Raw genomic sequence first — 21,519 nt, 5'->3', positions numbered from 1 at the left:
TCTCCCCTAAGGGGAGAGGGTAATCCTCTCCATTGCGTCAAACATAAACAAAAAATATAGATCCCCGTCACATTTTTGCGTTATACAGGAACCTCGCCCTGGAGAATGAGGTGCTGTATGACATCCCTGACTCGCCCGCGCGTTGAGTTTATCTCAACAGTCCTCCAGACCGTGCTGAACCTCGGTCTGTTGAGCCTTGGCCTGATACTGGTCGTCTTTTTGGGTAAAGAGACGGTGCATCTTGCGGATGTACTGTTCGCCCCTGAACAAACCAGCAAATATGCGCTGGTGGAAGGCCTGGTGGTCTACTTTCTCTACTTTGAATTTATCGCCCTGATTGTGAAGTACTTTCAGTCCGGCTTTCACTTCCCGCTGCGTTATTTTGTCTACATTGGGATCACTGCGATAGTGCGGCTGATCATCGTCGATCATAAGTCCCCGCTCGACGTGCTGATCTACTCGGCGGCGATCCTGCTGCTGGTGATCACCCTCTGGCTGTGCAACTCGAAGCGGCTGAAACGCGAATAAAAAAATGGCGCTCCGAAGAGCGCCTAACAACAGTCACAAGTTGGGTCAATACAATACGTCTAAAGTTGAGGGTTGCAGTGGCATAACAAAATGAAACTTAACCTTTCACACCGCCCGCCGTCAGGCCGTTGACCAGCCAGCGCTGCGCCAGCAGGAACACCACGGTAATCGGGATGGCGGAAAGTACGGCCGCCGCGGCAAAGTCGCCCCACAGGTAGTTTTGCGGGTTGAGGTATTGCTGCATACCTACGGCCAGGGTGTAGCTGTTCACATCACGCAGTAACAGTGAGGCAACCGGTACTTCGGTGATCGCAGCGATAAACGACAGGATAAACACTACCGCCAGAATCGGCACCGACAGCGGCAGCAGCACCAGGCGGAACGCCTGCCACGGGGTTGCGCCATCCAGCGCGGCCGCTTCTTCCAGCGAGCCGTCGATAGTTTCGAAATAGCCTTTGATGGTCCACACATGCAGTGCGATACCGCCAAGATAGGCGAAGATCACGCCGCCGTGGGTGTTCAGGCCGATAAACGGTACGTACTGGCCCAGACGGTCAAACAGGGCATACAACGCCACCAGCGACAGTACGGCCGGGAACATCTGGAAAATCAGCATCCCTTTCAGCAGCGTCGCTTTGCCCGGGAAACGCATGCGGGCGAAGGCATAAGCACAGGTGGTGGAAAGCGCCACGATACTAATGGCGGTAATACCTGCGATTTTCACCGAGTTCCACAGCCACAGCAGGACCGGGAACGGCGGCGGCGTGACGCGGCCATCCGCGTGTTCCACGCTGAAGCCCAGCGCGAGCCTCCAGTGCTCCCAGGAGATTTCGTCCGGGATCAGGCTCCCCGTCGCGAAGTTACCCGAACGCAGGGAGATGGCGATAACCATCAGCAGCGGGAACATGATCGCCGCGATGAAAATCAGCAGGCCTAAGTGCGTCGCCAGGAGGCGCAACTTCTGAGATTTGGGTTGTACCATTGCCATGATTGATGCCCTCCTTAATCAAATTTCATACGTGTGGCTTTCAGGTTCACAATCGCCAGAGCGCCTACCAGCAGGAAGATCAGGGTGGCAATCGCTGCCGCCAGACCGAAGTCCTGGCCGCCGCCGCCTTCGAAGGCGATACGGTAGGTGTAGCTCACGAGCAGGTCGGTATAGCCTGCTGGCGTCGTGGTGCCAAGGCGGTCCGGGCCGCCGTTGGTCAACAGCTGAATCAGCACGAAGTTGTTAAAGTTAAAGGCGAAGCTGGCAATCATCAGCGGCGTCAGCGGCTTAATGAGCAGCGGCAGCGTAATCTTGAAGAAGTTCTGGAACGGGCCCGCGCCGTCCATCGCCGAGGCTTCGTACAGATCGTCCGGGATAGCCTTCAGCAGGCCCATGCACAGGATCATCATGTACGGATAACCGAGCCAGGTGTTCACGATGATAATCATCGAGCGAGCGGTGGTCGGGTCGCTGAACCAGGCCGGTTTGATGCCGAACAGGGCGCTCAGCATCATGTTGATTTCACCGAAGCTCTGGTTAAAAAGCCCTTTGAAAATCAGAATCGAGATAAACGACGGTACGGCATACGGCAGGATCAGCAGCACGCGGTAAATCGCTTTGCCTTTCAGGGATTCCCACTGGACCAGACAGGCCAGAACCATGCCCACGGCCACGGTCAGGATCACCGTTAGCACCGAGAAGACCACCGTCCAGACGAAGATGGCGAAGAACGGTTTCTGAATGCCTTCGTCGGTAAACACGCGGGTAAAGTTGTCCCAGCCGATGGTGACGGTATAGCCCGGGCTGAGCTTGTCATCACCCCATTTGCCGTCGGCAGTAATGGACTGATAGAAACCAATGTCGTTATTCGGACGATATTTCACGCCGCTCTGGTTGTTGGTCAGCGTGCCGTCGTCCGCCAGGGTATACAGCGGCTGCGTGCCGGAGAACTGGCGCAGCGAGCTCATGGTCACTTTGCTTTCGTCTGGCAGCACTGCGGTGAGCTGGGTCAGCGCCTGACGATTCTGGGTAATGACGCGCAGGTTGGCACGTTCACCTTCCGGCAGGGCCTGTGCCTCTTTTAAGGTGAGCTTCTGCTCGCCGCCAAATTTGAACGCGTCGGAGACATAATATTTGCTGCTTGCTTCGTCAGTAAGCGCTAACTTCCACTCGTTCCCGGCAGGATACAGGCCGAAGTTAAAGGTCTTGCCTGCCTGATATGAGCGATCCAGCAGGACCTGCTGCGCGCGTTCCTGCGCAAGCTGGTTGGTGCTGCTGTAGTTGGTAAACGCAATGGCGATGGTACAAATCAGCGGGAACAGGACAAACAGCCCCATCCCGGCCACGCCCGGATAAACATAGCGCCAGGCATAGGCTTTACGATTAGCGAAAATATACAGGCCAGCAGAGCTTAAAATCAGCGTCATGATGGCAAACAGATATTCCCCTTGTACGTACATTAAAACAACAAGGTAACCCACCAGCAGACACAGCAGACCTATCGCTGACCACTTCAGCGCGTCGCTTTGCCACCAGCGTTTCTTTTTAATGACATCCATGGGGTTTTTCCTCTACAACGTTTGATCTTTTCTCCCTCTCCTGGGGGAGAGGGCCGGGGTGAGGGCGTGCGGATAGCGCCAACCCTCACCCTAACCCTCTCCTAAAGGGAGAGGGGACTACGTCATTACTTAGTAATACGACCCTGAGCATCTTTCAGCGCGGCATCGACAGTCTGACGACCGCTTGCAGCGTTGATGACCGCGGTACGCGTGGCGTACCAGAACGCAGCCATCTGTGGGATGTTCGGCATGATTTCGCCTTTCTGGGCGTTATCCATGGTGGCCGCGATACGTGGATCTTTCGCCAGCTGATCCTGGAAGGATTTCAGCGCGACGGCGCCCAGCGGTTTGTCCTTGTTCACTTCATCCAGACCCTGATCGGTCAGCAGGTAGTTTTCCAGGAACTCTTTCGCCAGCTCTTTGTTCGGGCTGGCGGCGTTGATGCCCGCGCTCAGCACGCCAACGAACGGTTTAGACGGCTTGCCTTTGAAGGTTGGCAGCAGCGTCACGCCGTAATTGACTTTGCTCTTGTCGATGTTGGTCCAGGCCCACGGACCGTTGATGGTCATCGCGGTTTCGCCTTTATTGAACGCCGCTTCCGCGATGGAGTAGTCGGTATCCGCGTTCATGTGTTTGCTCTTGATCAGATCAACCAGGAAGGTCAGACCCGCTTTCGCGCCAGCGTTGTCCACGCCCACGTCTTTCACGTCATATTTGCCGTTTTCAAACTTGAACGCGTAACCGCCGTCGGCAGCGATCAGCGGCCAGGTGAAGTACGGCTCTTGCAGGTTGAACATCAGCGCGGATTTACCTTTCGCCTTCAGCTCTTTATCCAGTTTCGGGATCTCTTCCCAGGTTTTAGGTGGGTTTGGTACCAGGTCTTTGTTGTAAATCAGAGACAGGGCTTCAACCGCGATAGGGTAAGCGATCAGCTTTCCGTTATAGCGAACGGCATCCCAGGTGAACGGGAACAGTTTGTCCTGGAAGGCTTTATCTGGCGTCACTTCAGCCAGCAGACCAGACTGCGCGTAACCCCCGAAACGGTCATGCGCCCAGAAAATAATGTCCGGGCCGTCGCCGGTTGCTGCAACCTGCGGGAACTTCTCTTCCAGCTTGTCCGGGTGTTCTACGGTAACTTTGATGCCGGTATCTTTTTCGAATTTTTTGCCCACTTCGGCCAGGCCGTTATAGCCCTTGTCGCCGTTAATCCAGATAACCAGTTTGCCTTCTTCAATTTTGGCGAGCGCCGGTGCGGAAATCATCATTGCTGCGAGGGCGGACAATGCGAAAACGCGTGCGCCAGTCTTGATATTCATAGCTGCCATCCTTTTTGGTGATGTCTCGTGGTATGACTTCAGTGGTTCAACGTGTCTCAGTCTCCTTATTTGACATCCTCTTTCCATCCTCCCAACCCCTACGCCCCACCCCCCGTTTGTGTGATCTCCGTTGCATAAATTTAAGTTATGAGTGCTGGCGCACATAAAAACCCACCGAATTTTGCAGGCGGCTTCACGAATTTTGCCTCAGCCCGCCCATGGCGGTCGCAGAGCCTGCTCCCTCATCCTCCCGCCTCCTCCCCCATAAAAAAGGCGGGGGGTGGAGGATTCGGGAAAGTAATGGATACCCCATAGTGAACTTATCTTGAATGTTTCTGTCGGTGACAGGTTGTAACGAAGGGAGAAGGGCATGGCGAGCGTACAGCTGCGTAATGTAACGAAAGCCTGGGGTGACGTTGTGGTGTCGAAAGACATCAATCTGGACATCAACGAAGGCGAATTCGTGGTGTTTGTTGGCCCATCAGGCTGCGGTAAATCTACTCTGCTGCGTATGATTGCCGGTCTTGAAACGATTACCAGCGGCGACCTGCTGATTGGTGATACCCGAATGAACGACATCCCGCCTGCCGAACGTGGCGTCGGTATGGTGTTCCAGTCTTATGCACTCTATCCACACCTTTCCGTTGCCGAAAATATGTCCTTCGGCCTGAAGCTGGCCGGCGCGAAGAAAGAGGTCATTAACCAGCGCGTGACGCAGGTGGCGGAAGTGTTACAGCTGGCCCACCTGCTGGAGCGTAAACCAAAAGCGCTTTCCGGTGGTCAGCGTCAGCGTGTGGCGATTGGCCGTACGCTGGTGGCCGAACCGCGCGTGTTCCTGCTCGATGAACCTCTTTCTAACCTGGATGCCGCCCTGCGCGTCCAGATGCGTATTGAAATCTCCCGTCTGCACAAGCGTCTTGGCCGCACGATGATTTACGTCACCCACGATCAGGTGGAAGCGATGACCCTCGCCGACAAAATCGTGGTGCTGGATGCCGGCCGCGTGGCGCAGGTGGGTAAACCGCTGGAGCTGTACCACTACCCGGCAGACCGCTTTGTTGCGGGCTTTATTGGCTCGCCAAAGATGAACTTCCTGCCCGTCAAAGTGACCGCGACAGCCATTGAACAGGTACAGGTGGAGCTGCCAAACCGCCAGCAGGTCTGGCTGCCGGTCGACAGCGCCAACGTACAGGTCGGGGCAAACATGTCCCTCGGTATTCGTCCTGAGCACCTGCTGCCGAGCCACATCGCTGATGTGACCCTGGAAGGTGACGTTCAGGTCGTCGAACAGCTTGGTCACGAAACACAGATTCATATCCAGATCCCCGCCATCCGTCAGAACCTGGTCTACCGCCAGAACGACGTGGTGTTGGTAGAAGAGGGTGCCACATTCGCTATCGGCTTGCCGCCAGAGCGTTGCCATCTGTTCCGTGAGGATGGCACTGCATGTCGTCGGTTGCACAAAGAGCCAGGCGTTTAAGCAATCCCAAAAGAAGACACGAAACCGACAGGTGAAGTGTTCAAAGAAAAGCAATGATCTCAGGAGATAGAATGATGATTACTCTGCGCAAACTTCCTCTGGCAGTTGCCGTCGCAGCGGGCGTAATGTCTGCTCAGGCAATGGCCGTGGATTTCCATGGTTATGCTCGTTCCGGTATCGGCTGGACGGGTAGTGGCGGCGAACAACAGTGCTTCCAGGCAACCGGTGCTCAAAGTAAATACCGTCTGGGTAACGAATGTGAAACCTATGCGGAACTGAAACTGGGCCAGGAAGTGTGGAAAGAGGGCGATAAGAGCTTCTACTTCGACACCAACGTCGCGTATTCCGTGGCGCAACAGAACGACTGGGAGGCCACTGACCCGGCGTTCCGTGAAGCCAACGTGCAGGGTAAAAACCTGATTGAGTGGCTGCCAGGTTCGACTATCTGGGCCGGTAAGCGCTTCTATCAGCGTCATGACGTCCACATGATCGACTTCTACTACTGGGATATTTCAGGTCCTGGTGCAGGTCTGGAAAACATCGACGTAGGTTTTGGTAAGCTCTCTCTGGCTGCAACCCGTTCTTCTGAAGCCGGCGGTTCTTCATCCTTCGCCAGCAACAGCGTTTATGACTACACCACTCGCACGGCGAACGATGTCTTTGACGTGCGTTTAGCCCAGATGGAAATTAACCCGGGCGGTACCCTGGAGCTGGGGGCTGATTACGGCCGAGCAAACCCACGTGATGATTATCACCTGATCGACGGCGCATCTAAAGATGGCTGGATGTTCACCGCTGAACACACGCAGAGCATGCTGAAAGGCTACAACAAATTCGTTCTGCAATATGCAACTGACTCTATGACCTCTCAGGGTAAAGGTCTGTCGCAAGGTTCGAACATTGGCACCACTGACGATATCAACTACGGCATCAACAACAACGGGCACCTGTGGCGCGTACTTGACCACGGTGCTATCTCCCTGGGCGATAGCTGGGATCTGATGTACGTCGGTATGTACCAGGATATCAACTGGGATAACAACAACGGTACGAAATGGTGGACCGTAGGCGTTCGTCCTATGTACAAATGGACGCCTATCATGAGCACTCTGCTTGAAGTGGGCTACGACAACGTCAAATCTCAGGAAACTGGCGAAACCAACAACCAGTATAAAATCACCCTGGCACAACAGTGGCAGGCTGGCGACAGCATCTGGTCACGTCCAGCAATCCGCGTCTTCGCCACCTATGCCAAGTGGGATGAGAAATGGGGTTATGCGCCTTCAGGTAAAAACTCCGTTGCGGGTTACACCCCAGGCATGGCCTATAGCGATACCACTGCGAAAAGCTTCAGCCGCGGCGACAACGATGAGTGGTCCTTCGGCGCCCAGATGGAAATCTGGTGGTAATCCCGTCTTAACCTGACGTAATGACCAAACTGAGGGGCGCAAGCCCCTCAATCCTTGGGACGGCGCGCTATTGCCTGGCTACCGCTGAACCTGTGCATTTTGAGGTGATAACAATGAAAATGAACAAAACTCTCCTTGCCCTTTGTTTAACCGCAGGGCTGCTAGCAAGCGCGCCTGCTGTAACGCTCGCTAACGTCAATTTCGTTCCGCAAAACACAACATCCGCGCCAGCCATTCCGACAGCGGCATTGCAACAGCTTGTCTGGACCCCTGTCGATCAGTCTAAAACCCAGACCACCCAGCTCTCAACGGCTGGTCAGTCACTTAATGTTCCGGGTATTACCGGCCCTGTCGCTGCGTATAGCGTACCCGCCAATATTGGTGAACTGGCCATTACCTTGACCAGTGAAGTTAATAAGCAGACGAGTGTATTTGCACCAAACGTGTTAATTCTCGATCAGAACATGACGCCATCTGCCTTTTTCCCAAGTGAATACTTTACGTATCAGGAGCCCGGCGTGATGAGCGCCGACCGTCTGGAAGGCGTCATGCGCCTTACGCCAGCGCTGGGCCAGCAAAAACTCTACGTTCTGGTCTTTACCACTGAGCAAGATCTTCAGAAGACCACCACGTTGCTCGATCCGGCTAAAGCCTACGCAAAAGGTACCGGTAACGCGATTCCAGATATTCCAGACCCGATTGCTCGTCACGTCACCGACGGAATGTTAAAGCTGAAGGTGAAAACGAACAGCGGTTCAAGCGTGCTGGTCGGCCCGCTGTTTGGCTCTTCCGGTTCCGGCCCTGTCACTGTAGGTAACACAGCTGCTCCTGCCTATACCGCGCCAGCTGCCACGGCAGCCGCACCGGTAGCGACCGCAACTCCTGCCCCAGCGAAGAAAGCCGAGCCGGTACTGAACGACACCGAAGAGTACTTCAACAACGCCATTAAGCAGGCGGTGAAGCGCGGCGATGTCGATAAAGCGCTGAAACTGCTTGATGAAGCCGAACGTTTAGGTTCAACCACTGCCCGTTCCACCTTTATCAGCAGTGTAAAAGGCAAGGGGTAACCGTTTCCCCACAGTGCTGATTTGTTAGTAGTTTGGTGCGCCTGAGTGGGCGCACTTTTTTTCGTATCGGCCAGGCTGTTGCGCCCATGTTGCGATCGTGATCGTTAAATAACGTTTGGCCCCCCTCAATCCGTGTTTCTGCGATACAATGCCATTACGTTATGTATCGGAGAGTCTGGCATGTCACACCCTGCGCTAACGCAACTGCGTGCGCTGCGCTATTTCGACCAAATACCTGCGCTTGATCCGCAGCAACTGGACTGGTTGTTGCTGGAAGATTCCATGACGAAACGTTTTGAGCAACAGGGTAAAACGGTCACGGTGACCCTGATTCAGGAAGGGTTTGTCTCTGGTGATGAGATCGCCAGCGAGCTGCCGCTGCTGCCGCAAGAGCCACGCTACTGGCTGCGCGAAATTTTACTCTGTGCTGATGGTGAGCCGTGGCTTGCCGGGCGGACGGTGGTCCCCGAGTCCACCCTTTCCGGGCCAGAGCTCGCGCTGCAACGTCTGGGGAAAACGCCTCTGGGGCGTTACCTTTTTACCTCGTCTGAGCTTACCCGGGATTTTATTGAGATTGGTCGTGATGCCGAACTCTGGGGGCGTCGTTCCCGCCTTCGCCTGAGCGGTAAACCGTTAATTCTGACGGAGCTTTTTTTACCGGCATCACCGTTGTACTAAGAGGAAGAAAAAATGGAGTGGAGCCTGACGCAGAATAAGCTGTTGGCGTATCACCGCTTAATGCGTACCGATAAACCCATTGGCGCGTTACTGCTGCTGTGGCCGACCCTTTGGGCGCTGTGGCTCGCCACGCCAGGCGTGCCGCCGCTGTGGATCCTGGCCGTGTTCGTTGCCGGCGTCTGGCTGATGCGCGCGGCGGGCTGCGTGGTGAATGACTATGCCGATCGTAAATTCGACGGTCATGTTAAGCGTACTGCCGGTCGTCCGTTACCCAGCGGGCAGGTCACCGGGAAAGAAGCCCGCGTGCTGTTCATTGTTCTGGTGCTGCTCTCTTTCCTGCTGGTGTTAACCCTCAACACCATGACCATTCTGCTTTCCGTTGCGGCGCTGGCGTTGGCCTGGGTATATCCCTTTATGAAGCGCTATACCCACCTGCCTCAGGTGGTGCTGGGCGCGGCGTTTGGCTGGTCGATTCCGATGGCGTTTGCGGCGGTTAGTGAGTCCTTACCGCTCAGCTGCTGGCTGATGTTCCTGGCGAACATTCTCTGGGCGGTGGCGTATGACACGCAATACGCGATGGTAGACCGCGACGATGACCTGAAAATTGGCATCAAATCCACCGCCATCCTCTTTGGTCGTCAGGACAAGCTGATTATCGGCATCCTGCAGGTCGCGGTACTGGCGCTGATGGTTGCGATCGGTCGCCTGAACGGGCTGAACTGGGAGTTTTACTGGTCCGTGCTGGTGGCGGGACTGCTGTTTGCTTATCAGCAAAAGCTGATTGCGAAGCGTGAACGCGACGCCTGCTTTAAAGCGTTTATGAACAACAACTACGTTGGTCTGGTGCTGTTTTTAGGCCTGGCGATGAGCTATTTCTTATAAAAAAGTCGGGTGGCGGCTTCGCCTTACCCGACCTACGAGTTAGCAGGACATCTAGGCCCGGTAAGCGTTAGCGCCACCGGGCTTTTTTTTATCGGCGACGCAGCAGCCGAAGCGCGTTCGCCGTCACCAGCACCGTTGCCCCGGTATCCGCCAGCACCGCCAGCCACAGTCCGGTCATGCCGAGCAGGGTCGTCACCAGGAAAATCCCCTTCAGACCGAGCGCAATGCCGATGTTCTGACGGATGTTGGCCCGCGTCGCGCGCGCCAGGGCGATCGTCTGCGCCAGCCCGGTCAGGCGGTTGTGGGTCAGCGCCGCGTCGGCCGTTTCCAGCGCCACGTCGGTTCCGCTGCCCATCGCTATACCGATGGTGGACGCTTTCATCGCCGGGGCATCGTTAATCCCGTCACCGACCATCGCCAGCGGCGCGCGGGCGTTCAGCGCCGTCACGGCGCTGACCTTATCCGCAGGCAACAGTCCGGCTTTAAACTCCAGCCCCAGCTCACCGGCAATCGCTGCCGCCGCGCGAGGGTTATCACCGGTAAGAATAACGCCCTGCACGCCCAGCTTGTGCAGCGCCGCTACGGCTTCTTTGGCGTCATCGCGCAGAGTATCGCGCAGCGCCAGCATTCCCTTCGCCACGCCGTCCTGCAGGACGGTCACGACGGTTTGTCCGGTCTGTTCTAACGCCTCAACCTCTGGACTGGAAGACTTGCCTGCCGCGACAATCAGCACCTTTTTACCGTCAACGGTGGCCTCAATCCCTGACCCGACCAGCGCCCGCTGGGCGGTTGCCGGAGGGATATTCAGCCCGCGCGACTGCGCTTCTCGCACAATCGCCTGCGCCAGCGGGTGAGTGGACCCCTGTTCAACGGCGGCGGACAATGTAAGCAGCTCATCTTCACTGGTTTCCTGAGGATACACGCCGGTCACCTGCGGCTTGCCCACGGTCAGCGTACCGGTTTTATCGAAGGCGATATGCTGAACCTGGCTCAGCTGTTCCAGCGCCGCGCCGCCCTTAATCAGCGCGCCGCGACGCGCCGCCGCCGCCAGACCTGAGGTAATCGCCGCCGGGGTGGAAATCACCAGCGCGCACGGGCAGCCAATCAGCAGCAGCGTCAGCCCTTTATAAATCCAGCCCTCCCACGGCGCGCCAAAGAACAGCGGCGGGACGACGGTGACCAGCAGGGCAACCAGCATGATGGCAGGGGTATAAATCCGGCTGAAGCGATCGATAAAGCGTTCGACCGGCGCGCGGCGCTCCTCTGCCTCTTCAATCAGCTTAAGGATACGGTCGATGGCGCTGTCGCCCGGCTCGGAAAGCACGGTGAGCTGCACCAGACGGTCGACGCTGGTGGCGCCAGCAGGCACTTTTTCACCCGCGGCGCGCTCTACCGGAATGGCTTCCCCGGTCAGGGCGCTTTCATCAAAGCTCGCGGTGGCGGTAAGCAGCGCGCCGTCGGCGGGCAGACGCCCCCCTGCGGCCACCTCAATCACGTCATCCGGGCGCAGCGTATTGATGGCGACCGTTTCACGCGTGCCGTTTATCACGCGAGTGGCGGTTTCCGGCTTCAGCGCCATCAGCGCGCTGACCCCTTTACGCGCCCGGCTCGCCGCCCAGCCCTCAAGGCGTTCGCCGATTAAGAACAGCAGCAGCACCATCGCCGCTTCTGCCGTCGCGCCAATGAACAGTGCGCCGATTGCAGCCACGCTCATCAGCGTTTCGATGGCAAACCAGCTGCCGCTTTTCATCAGGCGCAGCGCCTGACGGGCAATCGGGAACAGGCCGACCAGCGTGGTGGCGATAAACGCCAGATTGCCGAACGGATGGTTAATCTGCTCCAGACCCCAGCTCAGGGCCATCATGATGATGAGGGTAATGAGCGGCAGGTTTTCTTTCAGGGAGGAGGCTTTTTCAACGGGCGCCGTTTCGCTACGCAGGGTATAGCCCGCCTTGCTGACGGCGGCTTCAACCTGTTTGCTGACGTCGCTATCGGCGCTGACCAGCAGCTTTTCGGTGGCGAACAGCACCTGAACGTGACTCACGCCCGGCACCTGCTTGACGGCGTTTTCCACCTTGCGGGCGCAGGCCGCGCAGTCCATGCCGTTGACGACCCAGCTGTAGCGGTTGCCGCTTTCAGGAAGGGGTTGAGTTGGCGTTTCGCACGCGCCTTCGCAGCAGCAGTCGTCTTTCGACGGAGCCGGGCTGAGCTTAAGTGCCGAGAATTGAGGAACTTTTTTAGGTATTTCTGGAGTCGACATGGCAGTCTCCGGCAATGATAATTTTCTCATTAACCGCAGCATACACTCTGGAGTCGACTCCAGAGTCAAGCGCAATTTAGATATACAGCGAACGCACAATCAGGAAATGCCCGGCAAAGTAACACGCGGAGGCTATCGCGTTATCCGCCCGGAAGCGGCGGCGATAGTGGCTGCCCAGCCAGACGACATTCCCGATCAGCAGCAGCGCGGCGCCGAAGAACGCGGACATCGCCGGAGCGGTCGGACGGAAGAACCACAGTTCGCCCGCCAGCCACACCATCACCAGCGTCATGGCGATAAACGTACAGACCGGCAAACGCATCTCTTCCAGACGCGACCAGATCACCGCAATCAGCAGGGCGCCAATCACCAGCAGCACCAGCGGCAGCGGCCAGAAGAAGGAGAGCGTCATCTGGCTGGCAAAGTAGATGGTATACAGCAGATGGGAGAGGAAGAACGCCCCAACGGCGTACAGCAGGCGCTGGCGCGGCAGCAGGGTTAAGGCATCGCCAATCAGTGATGCACACAGCCCGGCGAGCACCAGATAGCTGACGGCGTTAAACATCGGCGCTTGCCAGGCCAGCAGCAGCAGGAGCAACAGCGTGACCGGTTTAAACAACCAGCGCTGCCAGGTGGGACCGCGGTACGATGCATCGACATAAAGCCATGCGGAAAAACAGACAGCGATAAATGACCAAAGCATATTAACTCCCTGTATCTGTTAAGTCTGAATAATCAGTTTCTGATCCAGTGTAGTGACGCGGGCGGGCGTTTGGCAATGGCGGGGGAGGCAAGGTATCCTGAATTCCGCAAAATCTGATGGGATTGTCGAATGAGCAAGATACCGCTTTTTTTCATTATCGTGGTGGCGATTATCGTCATTGCCGCCTCGTTCCGTTTCGTGCAGCAGCGCCGCGAGAAGGCGGATAACGATGCCGCACCGCTGATGCAAAAGCGCATGGTGGTGACCAACAAACGCGAGAAACCGCTCAACGACCGCCGCTCGCGCCAGCAGCAGGTGACGCCTGCGGGCACAGCAATGCGCTATGAAGCGAGCTTTAGGCCGGAAGCAGGCGGCCTGGAGATGACCTTCCGCCTGGAGGCGCAGCAGTACCATCAGCTGACGGTGGGGGAGAAAGGGACGTTGAGCTACAAAGGGACGCGGTTTGAAGGGTTCAGGACGGAATAATGCACGAACGGTCCCCTCTCCCTGTGGGAGAGGGTTAGGGTGAGGGCATCAGGCCGCCCCTTACTTCTTCACCTGCGCCTTAAACTTTTTCATCCACACCAGCAGTTCAAACACCCCGAAAATAAACACGCGCAGCTGCTGCCAGCCCGTCATCTGCGGGCCGTCTTTCGGCAGGCCGTTTTTCAGCATCACCATCTGCAGGGCGTGCATAAACGACGTGAAAATCAGCGCCACGTTAACGAAAATATTCATCGGGCGCGGGAACGGGTGCACAAGATTTAAAATCAAAAATGCCCAGACGCCCAGCATCAGCAAACGTCCCAGGTTAGTCAGTACCGGCATCGGAGCCTCCTTGTGCCTGACGGTGATAAAGACGGTAAGCGACCTGGCCTGCGACCTTTTCGCGGTGCAGATCCCAGTGAGTGGGAACCGGCGGCAGACCGTTTTCCACTTCGCTTTCAACGTAAATTAGCGCGTCATCCGCCAGCCAGCCGTTTTGCTCAAGCAGGGATAACGTCTCTTCCAGCAGCCCCTTGCGGAACGGCGGATCGACAAACACCACGTTATGCGGCGTGCCTTTCTGCGCAAGAAAACTCAGCGTGTTGGTGTTCACGACTTTGGCGTTGCTCGCCTTCAGCGTCGCCAGATTTTGCTGCAGCGTCTGCGCCACGCCGCGCTCCATCTCCAGCAGCGTGGCGCTGGCGGCATAGCGCGACAGCGCTTCCAGGCCGAGCGCGCCGCTTCCGGCGAAGCAGTCCAGGCAGTGGGCGTCTACCATTGACGGGGCCAGCCAGTTAAACAGCGTCTCGCGCACGCGGTCAGTAGTAGGGCGTAAACCGGGGCTGTCCGGCACCGGTAATTTCCGGCCTCGCCACTGACCGCCGATAATACGAATTTGACCGGCCGGGGCGCGGTTGGGTTTCTTCATCTCAGGAAAGCTCTGTTAACAATTGGCCTGCGATTGCGGGCGGTGATGTCAATTAAGTAAAGTGTTAGACTATTTCATCATTTTTTTAGCTTCCATGTATATAGCGCCGCGAGGAGTGTAGTCGCAGATGGCAAAACAAAAAAAACGTGGCTTCTTTTCCTGGCTGGGCTTCGGTGAAAAAGAGCAAGAAACAGAACAGAAAACCGAAGAGCAACAAGCCGTTGAAGAGCAGTCACAGCCTGAAACGCCTGTAGAAACCGCCGCGGTTGTCGAAGCGGAAGAAACGGCGCACAGCAAAGAAGAGATTGAATCCTTTGCTGAAGAGGTGGTTGAGGTCACGGAACAGGTTCAGGAGAGCGAGAAGCCAGAGCCGGTTGTCATTGAGGCCCTTGCCGAAGCGCCGCAGGCCGTTATCGAACACGAAGAGCTGCCGCTGCCGGAAGAGGTGAAAGCCGAAGAGGTGTCTGCCGAGGAGTGGCAGGCCGAAGCGGAAACCGTTGAAATTGTTGAGGCGGTGGAAGAAGAAGCGGCACTCGAGCCAGAGCTGACCGATGAAGAGCTGGAAGCCCAGGCGCTGGCGGCAGAAGCCGCGGAAGAGGCGATTATCGTCGTGCCGGTAGAAGAGCAGGCCGAAGAAGAGAGCGTCCAGGAGCAGGAAAAACCGACCAAAGAAGGTTTCTTCGCGCGCCTGAAGCGCAGCCTGCTCAAAACCAAAGAAAACTTAGGTTCCGGATTTATCAGTCTGTTCCGCGGCAAGAAGATCGACGACGATCTCTTTGAAGAGCTGGAAGAACAGCTGCTGATTGCGGACGTCGGCGTGGAAACCACCCGTAAGATCATCGCCAATCTGACCGAAGGGGCGAGCCGCAAACAGCTGCGCGACGCCGAAGCGCTGTACGGTTTGCTGAAAGACGAGATGGGTGAAATTCTCGCAAAAGTTGACGAACCGCTTAATATTGAAGGCAAAACGCCATTTGTTATTCTGATGGTCGGCGTGAACGGCGTGGGTAAAACTACCACCATCGGCAAGCTGGCGCGTCAGTTCGAGCAGCAGGGCAAATCGGTGATGCTGGCGGCGGGCGATACCTTCCGCGCGGCAGCGGTTGAGCAGCTGCAGGTTTGGGGCCAGCGCAACAACATTCCGGTGATTGCCCAGCATACCGGCGCGGATTCTGCGTCCGTGATCTTCGACGCCATCCAGGCGGCGAAGGCGCGCAACGTGGACGTGCTGATTGCCGATACCGCAGGGCGTTTGCAGAACAAATCGCACCTGATGGAAGAGTTGAAGAAAATCGTCCGCGTCATGAAGAAGCTGGACGAAGACGCACCGCATGAAATTATGCTGACCATTGATGCCAGCACCGGACAGAACGCCATCAGCCAGGCGAAGCTGTTCAATGAAGCGGTAGGACTGACGGGGATCGCGCTGACCAAGCTGGACGGCACCGCGAAAGGCGGGGTGATCTTCTCCGTGGCCGATCAGTTCGGTATTCCTATCCGCTACATCGGTGTGGGCGAGCGTATTGAGGATTTGCGTCCGTTTAAGGCGGACGACTTTATTGAGGCATTATTTGCCCGAGAGGACTAACAATGATTCGCTTTGAACACGTCAGCAAGGCCTATCTCGGTGGGAGACAAGCGCTGCAGGGGGTGACATTCCACCTGCAGCCGGGCGAGATGGCATTCCTGACCGGCCATTCCGGCGCGGGGAAAAGTACCCTGCTCAAGCTTATCTGTGGGATCGAGCGGCCAAGCGCCGGGAAAATCTTTTTTGGCGGCCATGAGATCAGCCGCCTGAAAAACCGCGAAGTGCCGTTCCTGCGTCGTCAGATCGGCATGATTTTCCAGGATCACCACCTGCTGATGGATCGCACCGTTTTCGATAACGTGGCCATTCCGCTGATTATTGCCGGCGCCAGCTATGACGATATCCGCCGTCGCGTCTCTGCGGCGCTGGATAAGGTCGGGCTGCTGGACAAAGCGAAGAACTTCCCGATCCAGCTCTCCGGCGGTGAACAGCAGCGCGTGGGCATCGCCCGCGCGGTGGTGAACAAGCCTGCCGTACTGCTGGCGGATGAACCAACCGGTAACCTGGACGATGCCCTGTCCGAAGGGATTTTGCGTCTGTTTGAGGAATTCAACCGCGTAGGAGTCACCGTATTGATGGCGACGCACGACATCGGGCTCATTTCCCGTCGTTCGTACCGCATGCTGACCCTGAGCGACGGGCATTTGCACGGAGGCCACGGTGAATAAGCGTGATGCAATAAACCAGATTCGGCAGTTCGGAAACCGGTTTGACCGTTTCCGTAAGCCGCAGGGCGGTGGTGACGGCAATCGTAATGCGCCGAAGCGCCAGAAGGCCGCGCCAAAACCGGCTTCCCGTAAAACCAACGTGTTTAACGAGCAGGTGCGCTACGCCTTCCACGGCGCGCTGCAGGACCTGAAAAGCAAACCGCTGGCGACGTTCCTGACGGTGATGGTGATCGCCATCTCCCTGACGCTGCCAAGCGTCTGCTATATGGTCTATAAAAACGTCAACCAGGCGGCCTCACAGTATTATCCGTCTCCGCAGATCACGGTCTATATGGATAAAGCGCTCGACGATAACGCCGCGGCACAGGTGGTCGGGCAAATCCAGGCCGAGCAGGGCGTGGAGAAGGTCAACTATCTCTCCCGTGAAGACGCGCTGGGCGAGTTCCGTAACTGGTCTGGTTTTGGCGGCGCGCTGGATATGCTCGAAGAGAACCCGCTGCCCGCCGTGGCGGTGGTGATCCCGAAGCTGGATTTCCAGGGGACCGATTCGCTTAACACCCTGCGCGATCGCATCACGCGCATCAAGGGCATTGATGAAGTGCGCATGGACGACAGCTGGTTTGCGCGCCTTGCTGCCCTGACCGGGCTGGTAGGACGCGTCGCGGCGATGATTGGCGTGCTGATGGTGGCGGCGGTCTTCCTCGTCATCGGCAACAGCGTGCGCCTGAGCATCTTTGCCCGTCGCGATACTATTAACGTGCAGAAACTGATTGGTGCGACGGATGGTTTCATCCTCCGACCATTCCTTTACGGTGGCGCATTGCTCGGTTTTTCCGGTGCATTTCTTTCACTGATATTGTCAGAAATTTTGGTGATGCGGCTTTCGTCCGCCGTCACTGAAGTGGCGCAGGTTTTCGGAACCAAGTTTGATATCAGCGGGTTAGGCTTCGATGAGTGTCTGTTGCTGCTGCTGGTTTGTTCGATGATTGGGTGGGTGGCAGCCTGGCTGGCAACCGTTCAACATTTACGTCACTTTACTCCCGACTAATAAAAGCGTGATATAATCTTTCCCTGCACCGAGATGCTCGCTCTGCAGGGAAAGCGTCCCTGTTGTCGCTTCCCCTGTTATCATCTTCATGTCACAATTTGTGCGTAATTTATTCACCGTTGCACCTGGAACTTGTGGATAAAATCACTGTCTGATAAAAGAGTGAATGCTAATCTCGTTGCTCAAACGCTTTGGCATGGTTGTTGCCTGACGGGGACGACCAGGACCAGAAGAAACATTGAGAGGAATGAATGACCAAAGAAATGCAAACTTTAGCTTTAGCCCCTGTTGGTAACCTGGAATCTTATATCCGGGCTGCGAACACCTGGCCGATGTTAACGGCCGAGGAAGAAAAGGAGCTTGCTGAAAAGCTGCATTACCAGGGCGATCTGGAAGCAGCGAAAAAGCTGATCCTGTCTCACCTGCGCTTTGTTGTTCACATTGCTCGTAACTATGCGGGCTATGGCCTGCCGCAGGCGGACTTGATTCAGGAAGGTAACATCGGCCTGATGAAGGCTGTGCGTCGCTTTAACCCGGAAGTGGGTGTGCGACTCGTCTCCTTCGCTGTGCACTGGATCAAAGCAGAAATTCATGAATACGTGCTGCGCAACTGGCGTATCGTGAAAGTCGCCACGACAAAAGCGCAACGCAAACTGTTCTTCAACCTGCGTAAAGCCAAGCAGCGTCTGGGCTGGTTCAATCAGGATGAAGTGGAAATGGTGGCGCGCGAGCTGGGCGTATCCAGCAAAGACGTGCGTGAGATGGAATCCCGTATGGCCGCGCAGGACATGACCTTTGATATGTCCTCCGACGACGACGCATCTGACAGCCAGCCGATGGCGCCGGTTCTGTATCTGCAGGATAAAACCTCTAACTTTGCTGACGGCATCGAAGAGGATAACTGGGAAGATCAGGCCGCGAACAAGCTGACCCATGCGATGGAAGGCCTCGACGAGCGTAGCCAGGATATTATCCGCGCCCGCTGGCTGGACGAAGACAACAAGTCCACGCTGCAGGAGCTGGCCGACCGCTACGGCGTTTCTGCGGAACGTGTCCGTCAGCTTGAAAAGAACGCCATGAAAAAACTTCGCGCCGCTATCGAAGCGTAATTTCCGCGAAGTACACCGAGAACCCCTGGATGAAAGTCCGGGGGTTTTGTTTTTTTAGCGCCCGCTCTGGCGAATTCCCTCCCCCTGGCAAACACTTACTGATGCGCTAAGCAGGCGACTTTCTCAGGGGGACAGGGTGAAAAATAACGAACTGAACGACCGGCGTTTACAGGCGACGCCGCGCGGCATCGGCGTGATGTGTAACTTCTATGCTGATAAAGCTGAAAACGCCACGGTGTGGGACGTGGAAGGTAACGAGTACATCGACTTCGCCGCCGGGATCGCGGTGCTGAATACCGGCCATCGCCATCCAAAAGTCATTTCCGCGATTGAAAAACAGCTCCACGCGTTTACCCATACGGCGTACCAGATTGTGCCGTACGAAGGCTATGTGGCGCTTGCCGAGCGCATCAACCAGCGCGTGCCCGTTGACGGTCCGGCCAAAACCGCGTTCTTCTCCACGGGGGCTGAGGCGGTCGAAAACGCGGTCAAAATTGCCCGAGCGTACACCAAACGTCCCGGCCTTATCACCTTCGGCGGCGCGTTCCACGGCCGCACCTTTATGACCATGGCGCTGACCGGCAAAGTTGCGCCGTACAAGCTCGGCTTTGGCCCGTTCCCCGGTTCGGTGTATCACGCGCAGTATCCGAATGAACTGCACGGCGTCAGCACGGCGGAAGCGTTGAAAAGCCTGGAACGCATCTTTAAGGCGGATATCGCACCCGATCAGGTCGCGGCCATTATTCTCGAACCGGTTCAGGGAGAGGGCGGTTTCAACATTGCGCCAGCTGATTTTATGCAGGCGCTGCGCGCCCTGTGCGACACCCACGGTATTTTGCTGATTGCCGACGAGGTGCAAAGCGGCTTCGCCCGTACCGGCAAGCTGTTCTCGATGGAACACCACTGCGTGAAGCCCGATCTGATCACCATGGCGAAAAGCCTGGCGGGCGGGATGCCGCTCTCAGCGGTATCGGGCCGTGCGGAGGTCATGGACGCCCCTGCACCGGGCGGGCTGGGCGGTACCTACGCCGGGAACCCGCTGGCGATTGCGGCGGCGCATGCCGTGCTCGACGTGATTGATGAAGAGGATCTCTGCACGCGTTCGGCGCATCTTGGCCATCACCTGGTGGAAGTGCTGAACAAAGCGAAGGAACACTGCCCGTATATCGCTGACATTCGCGCGCAGGGATCGATGGTGGCGGTGGAGTTTAACGACCCGCAAACGGGCCAGCCTTCGCCGGAATTTACTCGACAGGTGCAGGAGCGCGCGTTGCAGGAAGGGCTGCTGCTGCTGAGCTGCGGCGTCTACGGCAACGTCATTCGTTTCCTGTATCCGCTGACTATCCCTGAAGCGCAGTTCCGTAAAGCGCTGGACATTATCTCCGCGTCGCTGACACGTTAAAGCCATATGCCCGGCGAAAATCCCTGCCGGGCTTATCATATATTCATTTCAAATTAGCTATTCCAAAATCATAAAAATCGGGTATGTTTTAGCAGAGTATGCTGAAAAAGCGCGGACAGCACACCTATAACTGACATAAAGCGCTGCACAACAACATCACAACAATCGTAATAACCATAATAATGGGGAATCTCAGGATGAACATGAAGGGTAAAGCGTTACTGGCAGGATGTATCGCGTTGGCATTCAGCACCATGGCACAGGCAGACATCAAGGTGGCTGTGGTTGGCGCAATGTCCGGTCCGGTAGCACAGTACGGCGACCAGGAATTTACCGGCGCTGAACAGGCGGTTGCAGACATTAATGCTAAGGGCGGTATCAAGGGCGAAAAACTGCAGATCGTAAAATATGATGATGCCTGTGACCCGAAACAAGCGGTCGCGGTCGCGAACAAAGTGGTGAACGACGGGATCAAATACGTTATCGGTCACCTGTGCTCTTCCTCTACTCAGCCAGCGTCTGACATCTACGAAGACGAAGGTATTCTGATGATCACCCCGGCAGCGACCGCACCGGAGCTGACCGCGCGTGGCTACAAGTTGACCCTGCGCACCACCGGTCTGGACTCTGACCAGGGCCCAACCGCGGCGAAATACATCGTTGAAAAAGTGAAGCCGAAGCGCATTGCCATCGTTCATGACAAGCAGCAGTACGGTGAAGGTCTGGCGCGTTCAGTGCAGGATAACCTCAAGAAAGCGAATGCCGACGTGGTGTTCTTCGACGGGATCACCGCCGGTGAGAAAGACTTCTCCACCCTGGTGGCGCGTCTGAAGAAAGAGAATATTGATTTCGTTTACTACGGTGGCTACCACCCGGAAATGGGCCAGATCCTGCGCCAGGCGCGCGCTGCGGGCCTGAAAACCCAGTTTATGGGCCCGGAAGGCGTGGCGAACGTTTCCCTGTCTAACATTGCGGGTGAATCAGCTGAAGGCCTGCTGGTGACCAAACCGAAGAACTACGATCAGGTCCCTGCGAACAAACCTATCGTAGATGCCATCAAGGCGAAGAAACAGGATCCAAGCGGCGCGTTCGTCTGGACCACCTACGCGGCGCTGCAGTCTCTGCAGGCGGGCCTGAACCAGTCAGCCGATCCGGCTGAGATTGCCACCTGGCTGAAAGCGAATACCGTCGAGACCGTCATGGGACCACTCTCCTGGGACGCGAAGGGCGACCTGAAGGGCTTCGAGTTCGGCGTGTTTGACTGGCATGCTAACGGTACGGCGACAGACGCCAAATAATTTTCCCGTCGCCTTTCGCGCCGCAGGTGCGTTGGCTGCGTTATTCAACCCCGGTCACTTACTTATGTAAGCTCCCGGGGATTTCATAACTTGCCGCCTTCCTGCAACACGAAATGCTTGGG

At 56.6% G+C, this 21,519-nt stretch carries 20 protein-coding genes; 13 read left to right on the top strand and 7 right to left on the bottom strand.

What is annotated here, in order from left to right; translation table 11 throughout:
- Positions 1-117: 117 nt before the first annotated feature.
- Entirely contained in the window at positions 118-528 is a 411-nt protein-coding gene (gene psiE / locus USF70_RS18885; protein ID WP_021242727.1) for a phosphate-starvation-inducible protein PsiE, read from the top strand.
- Between the two features lie 97 nt (positions 529-625).
- Here psiE and malG read toward each other — a convergent pair whose 3' ends face one another.
- The 3 genes from malG to malE form a co-directional block, all read right to left on the bottom strand.
- Positions 626-1,516 (bottom strand): maltose ABC transporter permease MalG, encoded by an 891-nt coding sequence (gene malG, locus USF70_RS18880; RefSeq protein WP_232938920.1) that lies wholly within the window; start codon positions 1,514-1,516, stop codon positions 626-628.
- A 14-nt stretch (positions 1,517-1,530) separates the two neighbouring features.
- A complete protein-coding gene (gene malF, locus USF70_RS18875) occupies positions 1,531-3,075 on the bottom strand; it encodes a maltose ABC transporter permease MalF (protein ID WP_058842061.1) in 1,545 nt (514 codons plus the stop codon).
- A 125-nt stretch (positions 3,076-3,200) separates the two neighbouring features.
- Positions 3,201-4,391, bottom strand: a complete 1,191-nt coding sequence (gene malE / locus USF70_RS18870) for a maltose/maltodextrin ABC transporter substrate-binding protein MalE (protein ID WP_320735905.1) — start codon at positions 4,389-4,391, stop codon at positions 3,201-3,203.
- A gap of 370 nt (positions 4,392-4,761) precedes the next feature.
- Here malE and malK point away from each other — a divergent pair, with 370 nt between their 5' ends.
- The 5 genes from malK to ubiA all read left to right on the top strand — a co-directional run bounded on the left by malK (position 4,762) and on the right by ubiA (position 9,907).
- Complete coding sequence (malK, locus tag USF70_RS18865; RefSeq protein ID WP_023310005.1) at positions 4,762-5,871, top strand: maltose/maltodextrin ABC transporter ATP-binding protein MalK; 1,110 nt, start codon at positions 4,762-4,764, stop codon at positions 5,869-5,871.
- 71 nt (positions 5,872-5,942) lie between these two features.
- A complete protein-coding gene (locus USF70_RS18860; protein ID WP_072210885.1) occupies positions 5,943-7,280 on the top strand; it encodes a maltoporin in 1,338 nt (445 codons plus the stop codon).
- Positions 7,281-7,393: 113 nt separating this feature from the next.
- On the top strand, positions 7,394-8,347 hold the full coding sequence (gene malM, locus USF70_RS18855) for a maltose operon protein MalM (protein WP_320735904.1): 954 nt from the start codon (positions 7,394-7,396) through the stop codon (positions 8,345-8,347).
- A 180-nt stretch (positions 8,348-8,527) separates the two neighbouring features.
- A complete protein-coding gene (gene ubiC, locus USF70_RS18850; RefSeq protein WP_023334136.1) occupies positions 8,528-9,025 on the top strand; it encodes a chorismate lyase in 498 nt (165 codons plus the stop codon).
- A 12-nt stretch (positions 9,026-9,037) separates the two neighbouring features.
- Positions 9,038-9,907, top strand: a complete 870-nt coding sequence (gene ubiA, locus USF70_RS18845) for a 4-hydroxybenzoate octaprenyltransferase (RefSeq protein ID WP_032662636.1) — start codon at positions 9,038-9,040, stop codon at positions 9,905-9,907.
- An 88-nt stretch (positions 9,908-9,995) separates the two neighbouring features.
- Here ubiA and zntA read toward each other — a convergent pair whose 3' ends face one another.
- A complete protein-coding gene (zntA, locus tag USF70_RS18840; protein ID WP_320735903.1) occupies positions 9,996-12,167 on the bottom strand; it encodes a Zn(II)/Cd(II)/Pb(II) translocating P-type ATPase ZntA in 2,172 nt (723 codons plus the stop codon).
- A gap of 76 nt (positions 12,168-12,243) precedes the next feature.
- Positions 12,244-12,870: a lysoplasmalogenase gene (locus USF70_RS18835; protein ID WP_029741976.1), complete on the bottom strand. Its 627-nt coding sequence runs from the start codon at positions 12,868-12,870 to the stop codon at positions 12,244-12,246.
- Positions 12,871-12,999: 129 nt separating this feature from the next.
- Between USF70_RS18835 and USF70_RS18830 the strand changes: the two genes are divergently transcribed.
- Positions 13,000-13,356 (top strand): DUF2500 domain-containing protein, encoded by a 357-nt coding sequence (locus USF70_RS18830; protein WP_320735902.1) that lies wholly within the window; start codon positions 13,000-13,002, stop codon positions 13,354-13,356.
- A gap of 60 nt (positions 13,357-13,416) precedes the next feature.
- Here the strand turns inward: USF70_RS18830 and USF70_RS18825 are convergent, their stop codons facing one another.
- A complete protein-coding gene (locus USF70_RS18825) occupies positions 13,417-13,698 on the bottom strand; it encodes a DUF1145 family protein (protein ID WP_087823770.1) in 282 nt (93 codons plus the stop codon).
- A complete protein-coding gene (rsmD, locus tag USF70_RS18820) occupies positions 13,682-14,284 on the bottom strand; it encodes a 16S rRNA (guanine(966)-N(2))-methyltransferase (RefSeq protein ID WP_023334140.1) in 603 nt (200 codons plus the stop codon). The genes USF70_RS18825 and rsmD overlap by 17 nt, the downstream gene beginning before the upstream one ends.
- 127 nt (positions 14,285-14,411) lie before the next feature.
- Here rsmD and ftsY point away from each other — a divergent pair, with 127 nt between their 5' ends.
- The 6 genes from ftsY to livJ all read left to right on the top strand — a co-directional run bounded on the left by ftsY (position 14,412) and on the right by livJ (position 21,397).
- Positions 14,412-15,872: a signal recognition particle-docking protein FtsY gene (gene ftsY, locus USF70_RS18815; protein ID WP_087823774.1), complete on the top strand. Its 1,461-nt coding sequence runs from the start codon at positions 14,412-14,414 to the stop codon at positions 15,870-15,872.
- A gap of 2 nt (positions 15,873-15,874) precedes the next feature.
- Complete coding sequence (gene ftsE / locus USF70_RS18810; protein WP_025758973.1) at positions 15,875-16,540, top strand: cell division ATP-binding protein FtsE; 666 nt, start codon at positions 15,875-15,877, stop codon at positions 16,538-16,540.
- The gene (ftsX, locus tag USF70_RS18805; protein WP_032662628.1) at positions 16,533-17,588 is read left to right on the top strand and encodes a permease-like cell division protein FtsX; all 1,056 of its coding nucleotides are present in this window, start codon (positions 16,533-16,535) and stop codon (positions 17,586-17,588) included. Before ftsE ends, ftsX begins: the two co-directional genes overlap by 8 nt.
- 251 nt (positions 17,589-17,839) lie before the next feature.
- Positions 17,840-18,697, top strand: a complete 858-nt coding sequence (rpoH, locus tag USF70_RS18800) for an RNA polymerase sigma factor RpoH (protein WP_033144392.1) — start codon at positions 17,840-17,842, stop codon at positions 18,695-18,697.
- Positions 18,698-18,833: 136 nt separating this feature from the next.
- Positions 18,834-20,099: a 4-aminobutyrate--2-oxoglutarate transaminase gene (locus USF70_RS18795; RefSeq protein WP_029741816.1), complete on the top strand. Its 1,266-nt coding sequence runs from the start codon at positions 18,834-18,836 to the stop codon at positions 20,097-20,099.
- 197 nt (positions 20,100-20,296) lie between these two features.
- Positions 20,297-21,397 carry a branched chain amino acid ABC transporter substrate-binding protein LivJ gene (gene livJ, locus USF70_RS18790; RefSeq protein WP_072163886.1) on the top strand — a complete coding sequence of 367 codons (1,101 nt, stop codon included), beginning with the start codon at positions 20,297-20,299 and terminating at the stop codon, positions 21,395-21,397.
- Positions 21,398-21,519: the final 122 nt, after the last annotated feature.

The organism is Enterobacter sp. 237C8, assembly GCF_034106865.1.
In the GTDB taxonomy this organism is placed as follows: Bacteria; Pseudomonadota; Gammaproteobacteria; order Enterobacterales; family Enterobacteriaceae; genus Enterobacter; species Enterobacter asburiae_B.
This window is presented reverse-complemented; position numbering and strand designations above follow the sequence as displayed.

Bases quoted from the DNA above. Each gene is read 5' to 3' on its own strand.
- malE (WP_320735905.1), bottom strand. From the start codon at position 4,391: ATGAATATCAAGACTGGCGCACGCGTTTTCGCATTGTCCGCCCTCGCA.
- malK (WP_023310005.1), top strand. From the start codon at position 4,762: ATGGCGAGCGTACAGCTGCGTAATGTAACGAAAGCCTGGGGTGACGTT.
- malM (WP_320735904.1), top strand. From the start codon at position 7,394: ATGAAAATGAACAAAACTCTCCTTGCCCTTTGTTTAACCGCAGGGCTG.
- livJ (WP_072163886.1), top strand. From the start codon at position 20,297: ATGAACATGAAGGGTAAAGCGTTACTGGCAGGATGTATCGCGTTGGCA.
- rpoH (WP_033144392.1), top strand. From the start codon at position 17,840: ATGACCAAAGAAATGCAAACTTTAGCTTTAGCCCCTGTTGGTAACCTG.
- psiE (WP_021242727.1), top strand. From the start codon at position 118: ATGACATCCCTGACTCGCCCGCGCGTTGAGTTTATCTCAACAGTCCTC.
- ftsE (WP_025758973.1), top strand. From the start codon at position 15,875: ATGATTCGCTTTGAACACGTCAGCAAGGCCTATCTCGGTGGGAGACAA.
- ubiC (WP_023334136.1), top strand. From the start codon at position 8,528: ATGTCACACCCTGCGCTAACGCAACTGCGTGCGCTGCGCTATTTCGAC.
- malG (WP_232938920.1), bottom strand. From the start codon at position 1,516: ATGGCAATGGTACAACCCAAATCTCAGAAGTTGCGCCTCCTGGCGACG.
- zntA (WP_320735903.1), bottom strand. From the start codon at position 12,167: ATGTCGACTCCAGAAATACCTAAAAAAGTTCCTCAATTCTCGGCACTT.
- rsmD (WP_023334140.1), bottom strand. From the start codon at position 14,284: ATGAAGAAACCCAACCGCGCCCCGGCCGGTCAAATTCGTATTATCGGC.
- USF70_RS18835 (WP_029741976.1), bottom strand. From the start codon at position 12,870: ATGCTTTGGTCATTTATCGCTGTCTGTTTTTCCGCATGGCTTTATGTC.
- ubiA (WP_032662636.1), top strand. From the start codon at position 9,038: ATGGAGTGGAGCCTGACGCAGAATAAGCTGTTGGCGTATCACCGCTTA.
- ftsY (WP_087823774.1), top strand. From the start codon at position 14,412: ATGGCAAAACAAAAAAAACGTGGCTTCTTTTCCTGGCTGGGCTTCGGT.
- USF70_RS18860 (WP_072210885.1), top strand. From the start codon at position 5,943: ATGATGATTACTCTGCGCAAACTTCCTCTGGCAGTTGCCGTCGCAGCG.
- malF (WP_058842061.1), bottom strand. From the start codon at position 3,075: ATGGATGTCATTAAAAAGAAACGCTGGTGGCAAAGCGACGCGCTGAAG.
- USF70_RS18830 (WP_320735902.1), top strand. From the start codon at position 13,000: ATGAGCAAGATACCGCTTTTTTTCATTATCGTGGTGGCGATTATCGTC.
- USF70_RS18825 (WP_087823770.1), bottom strand. From the start codon at position 13,698: ATGCCGGTACTGACTAACCTGGGACGTTTGCTGATGCTGGGCGTCTGG.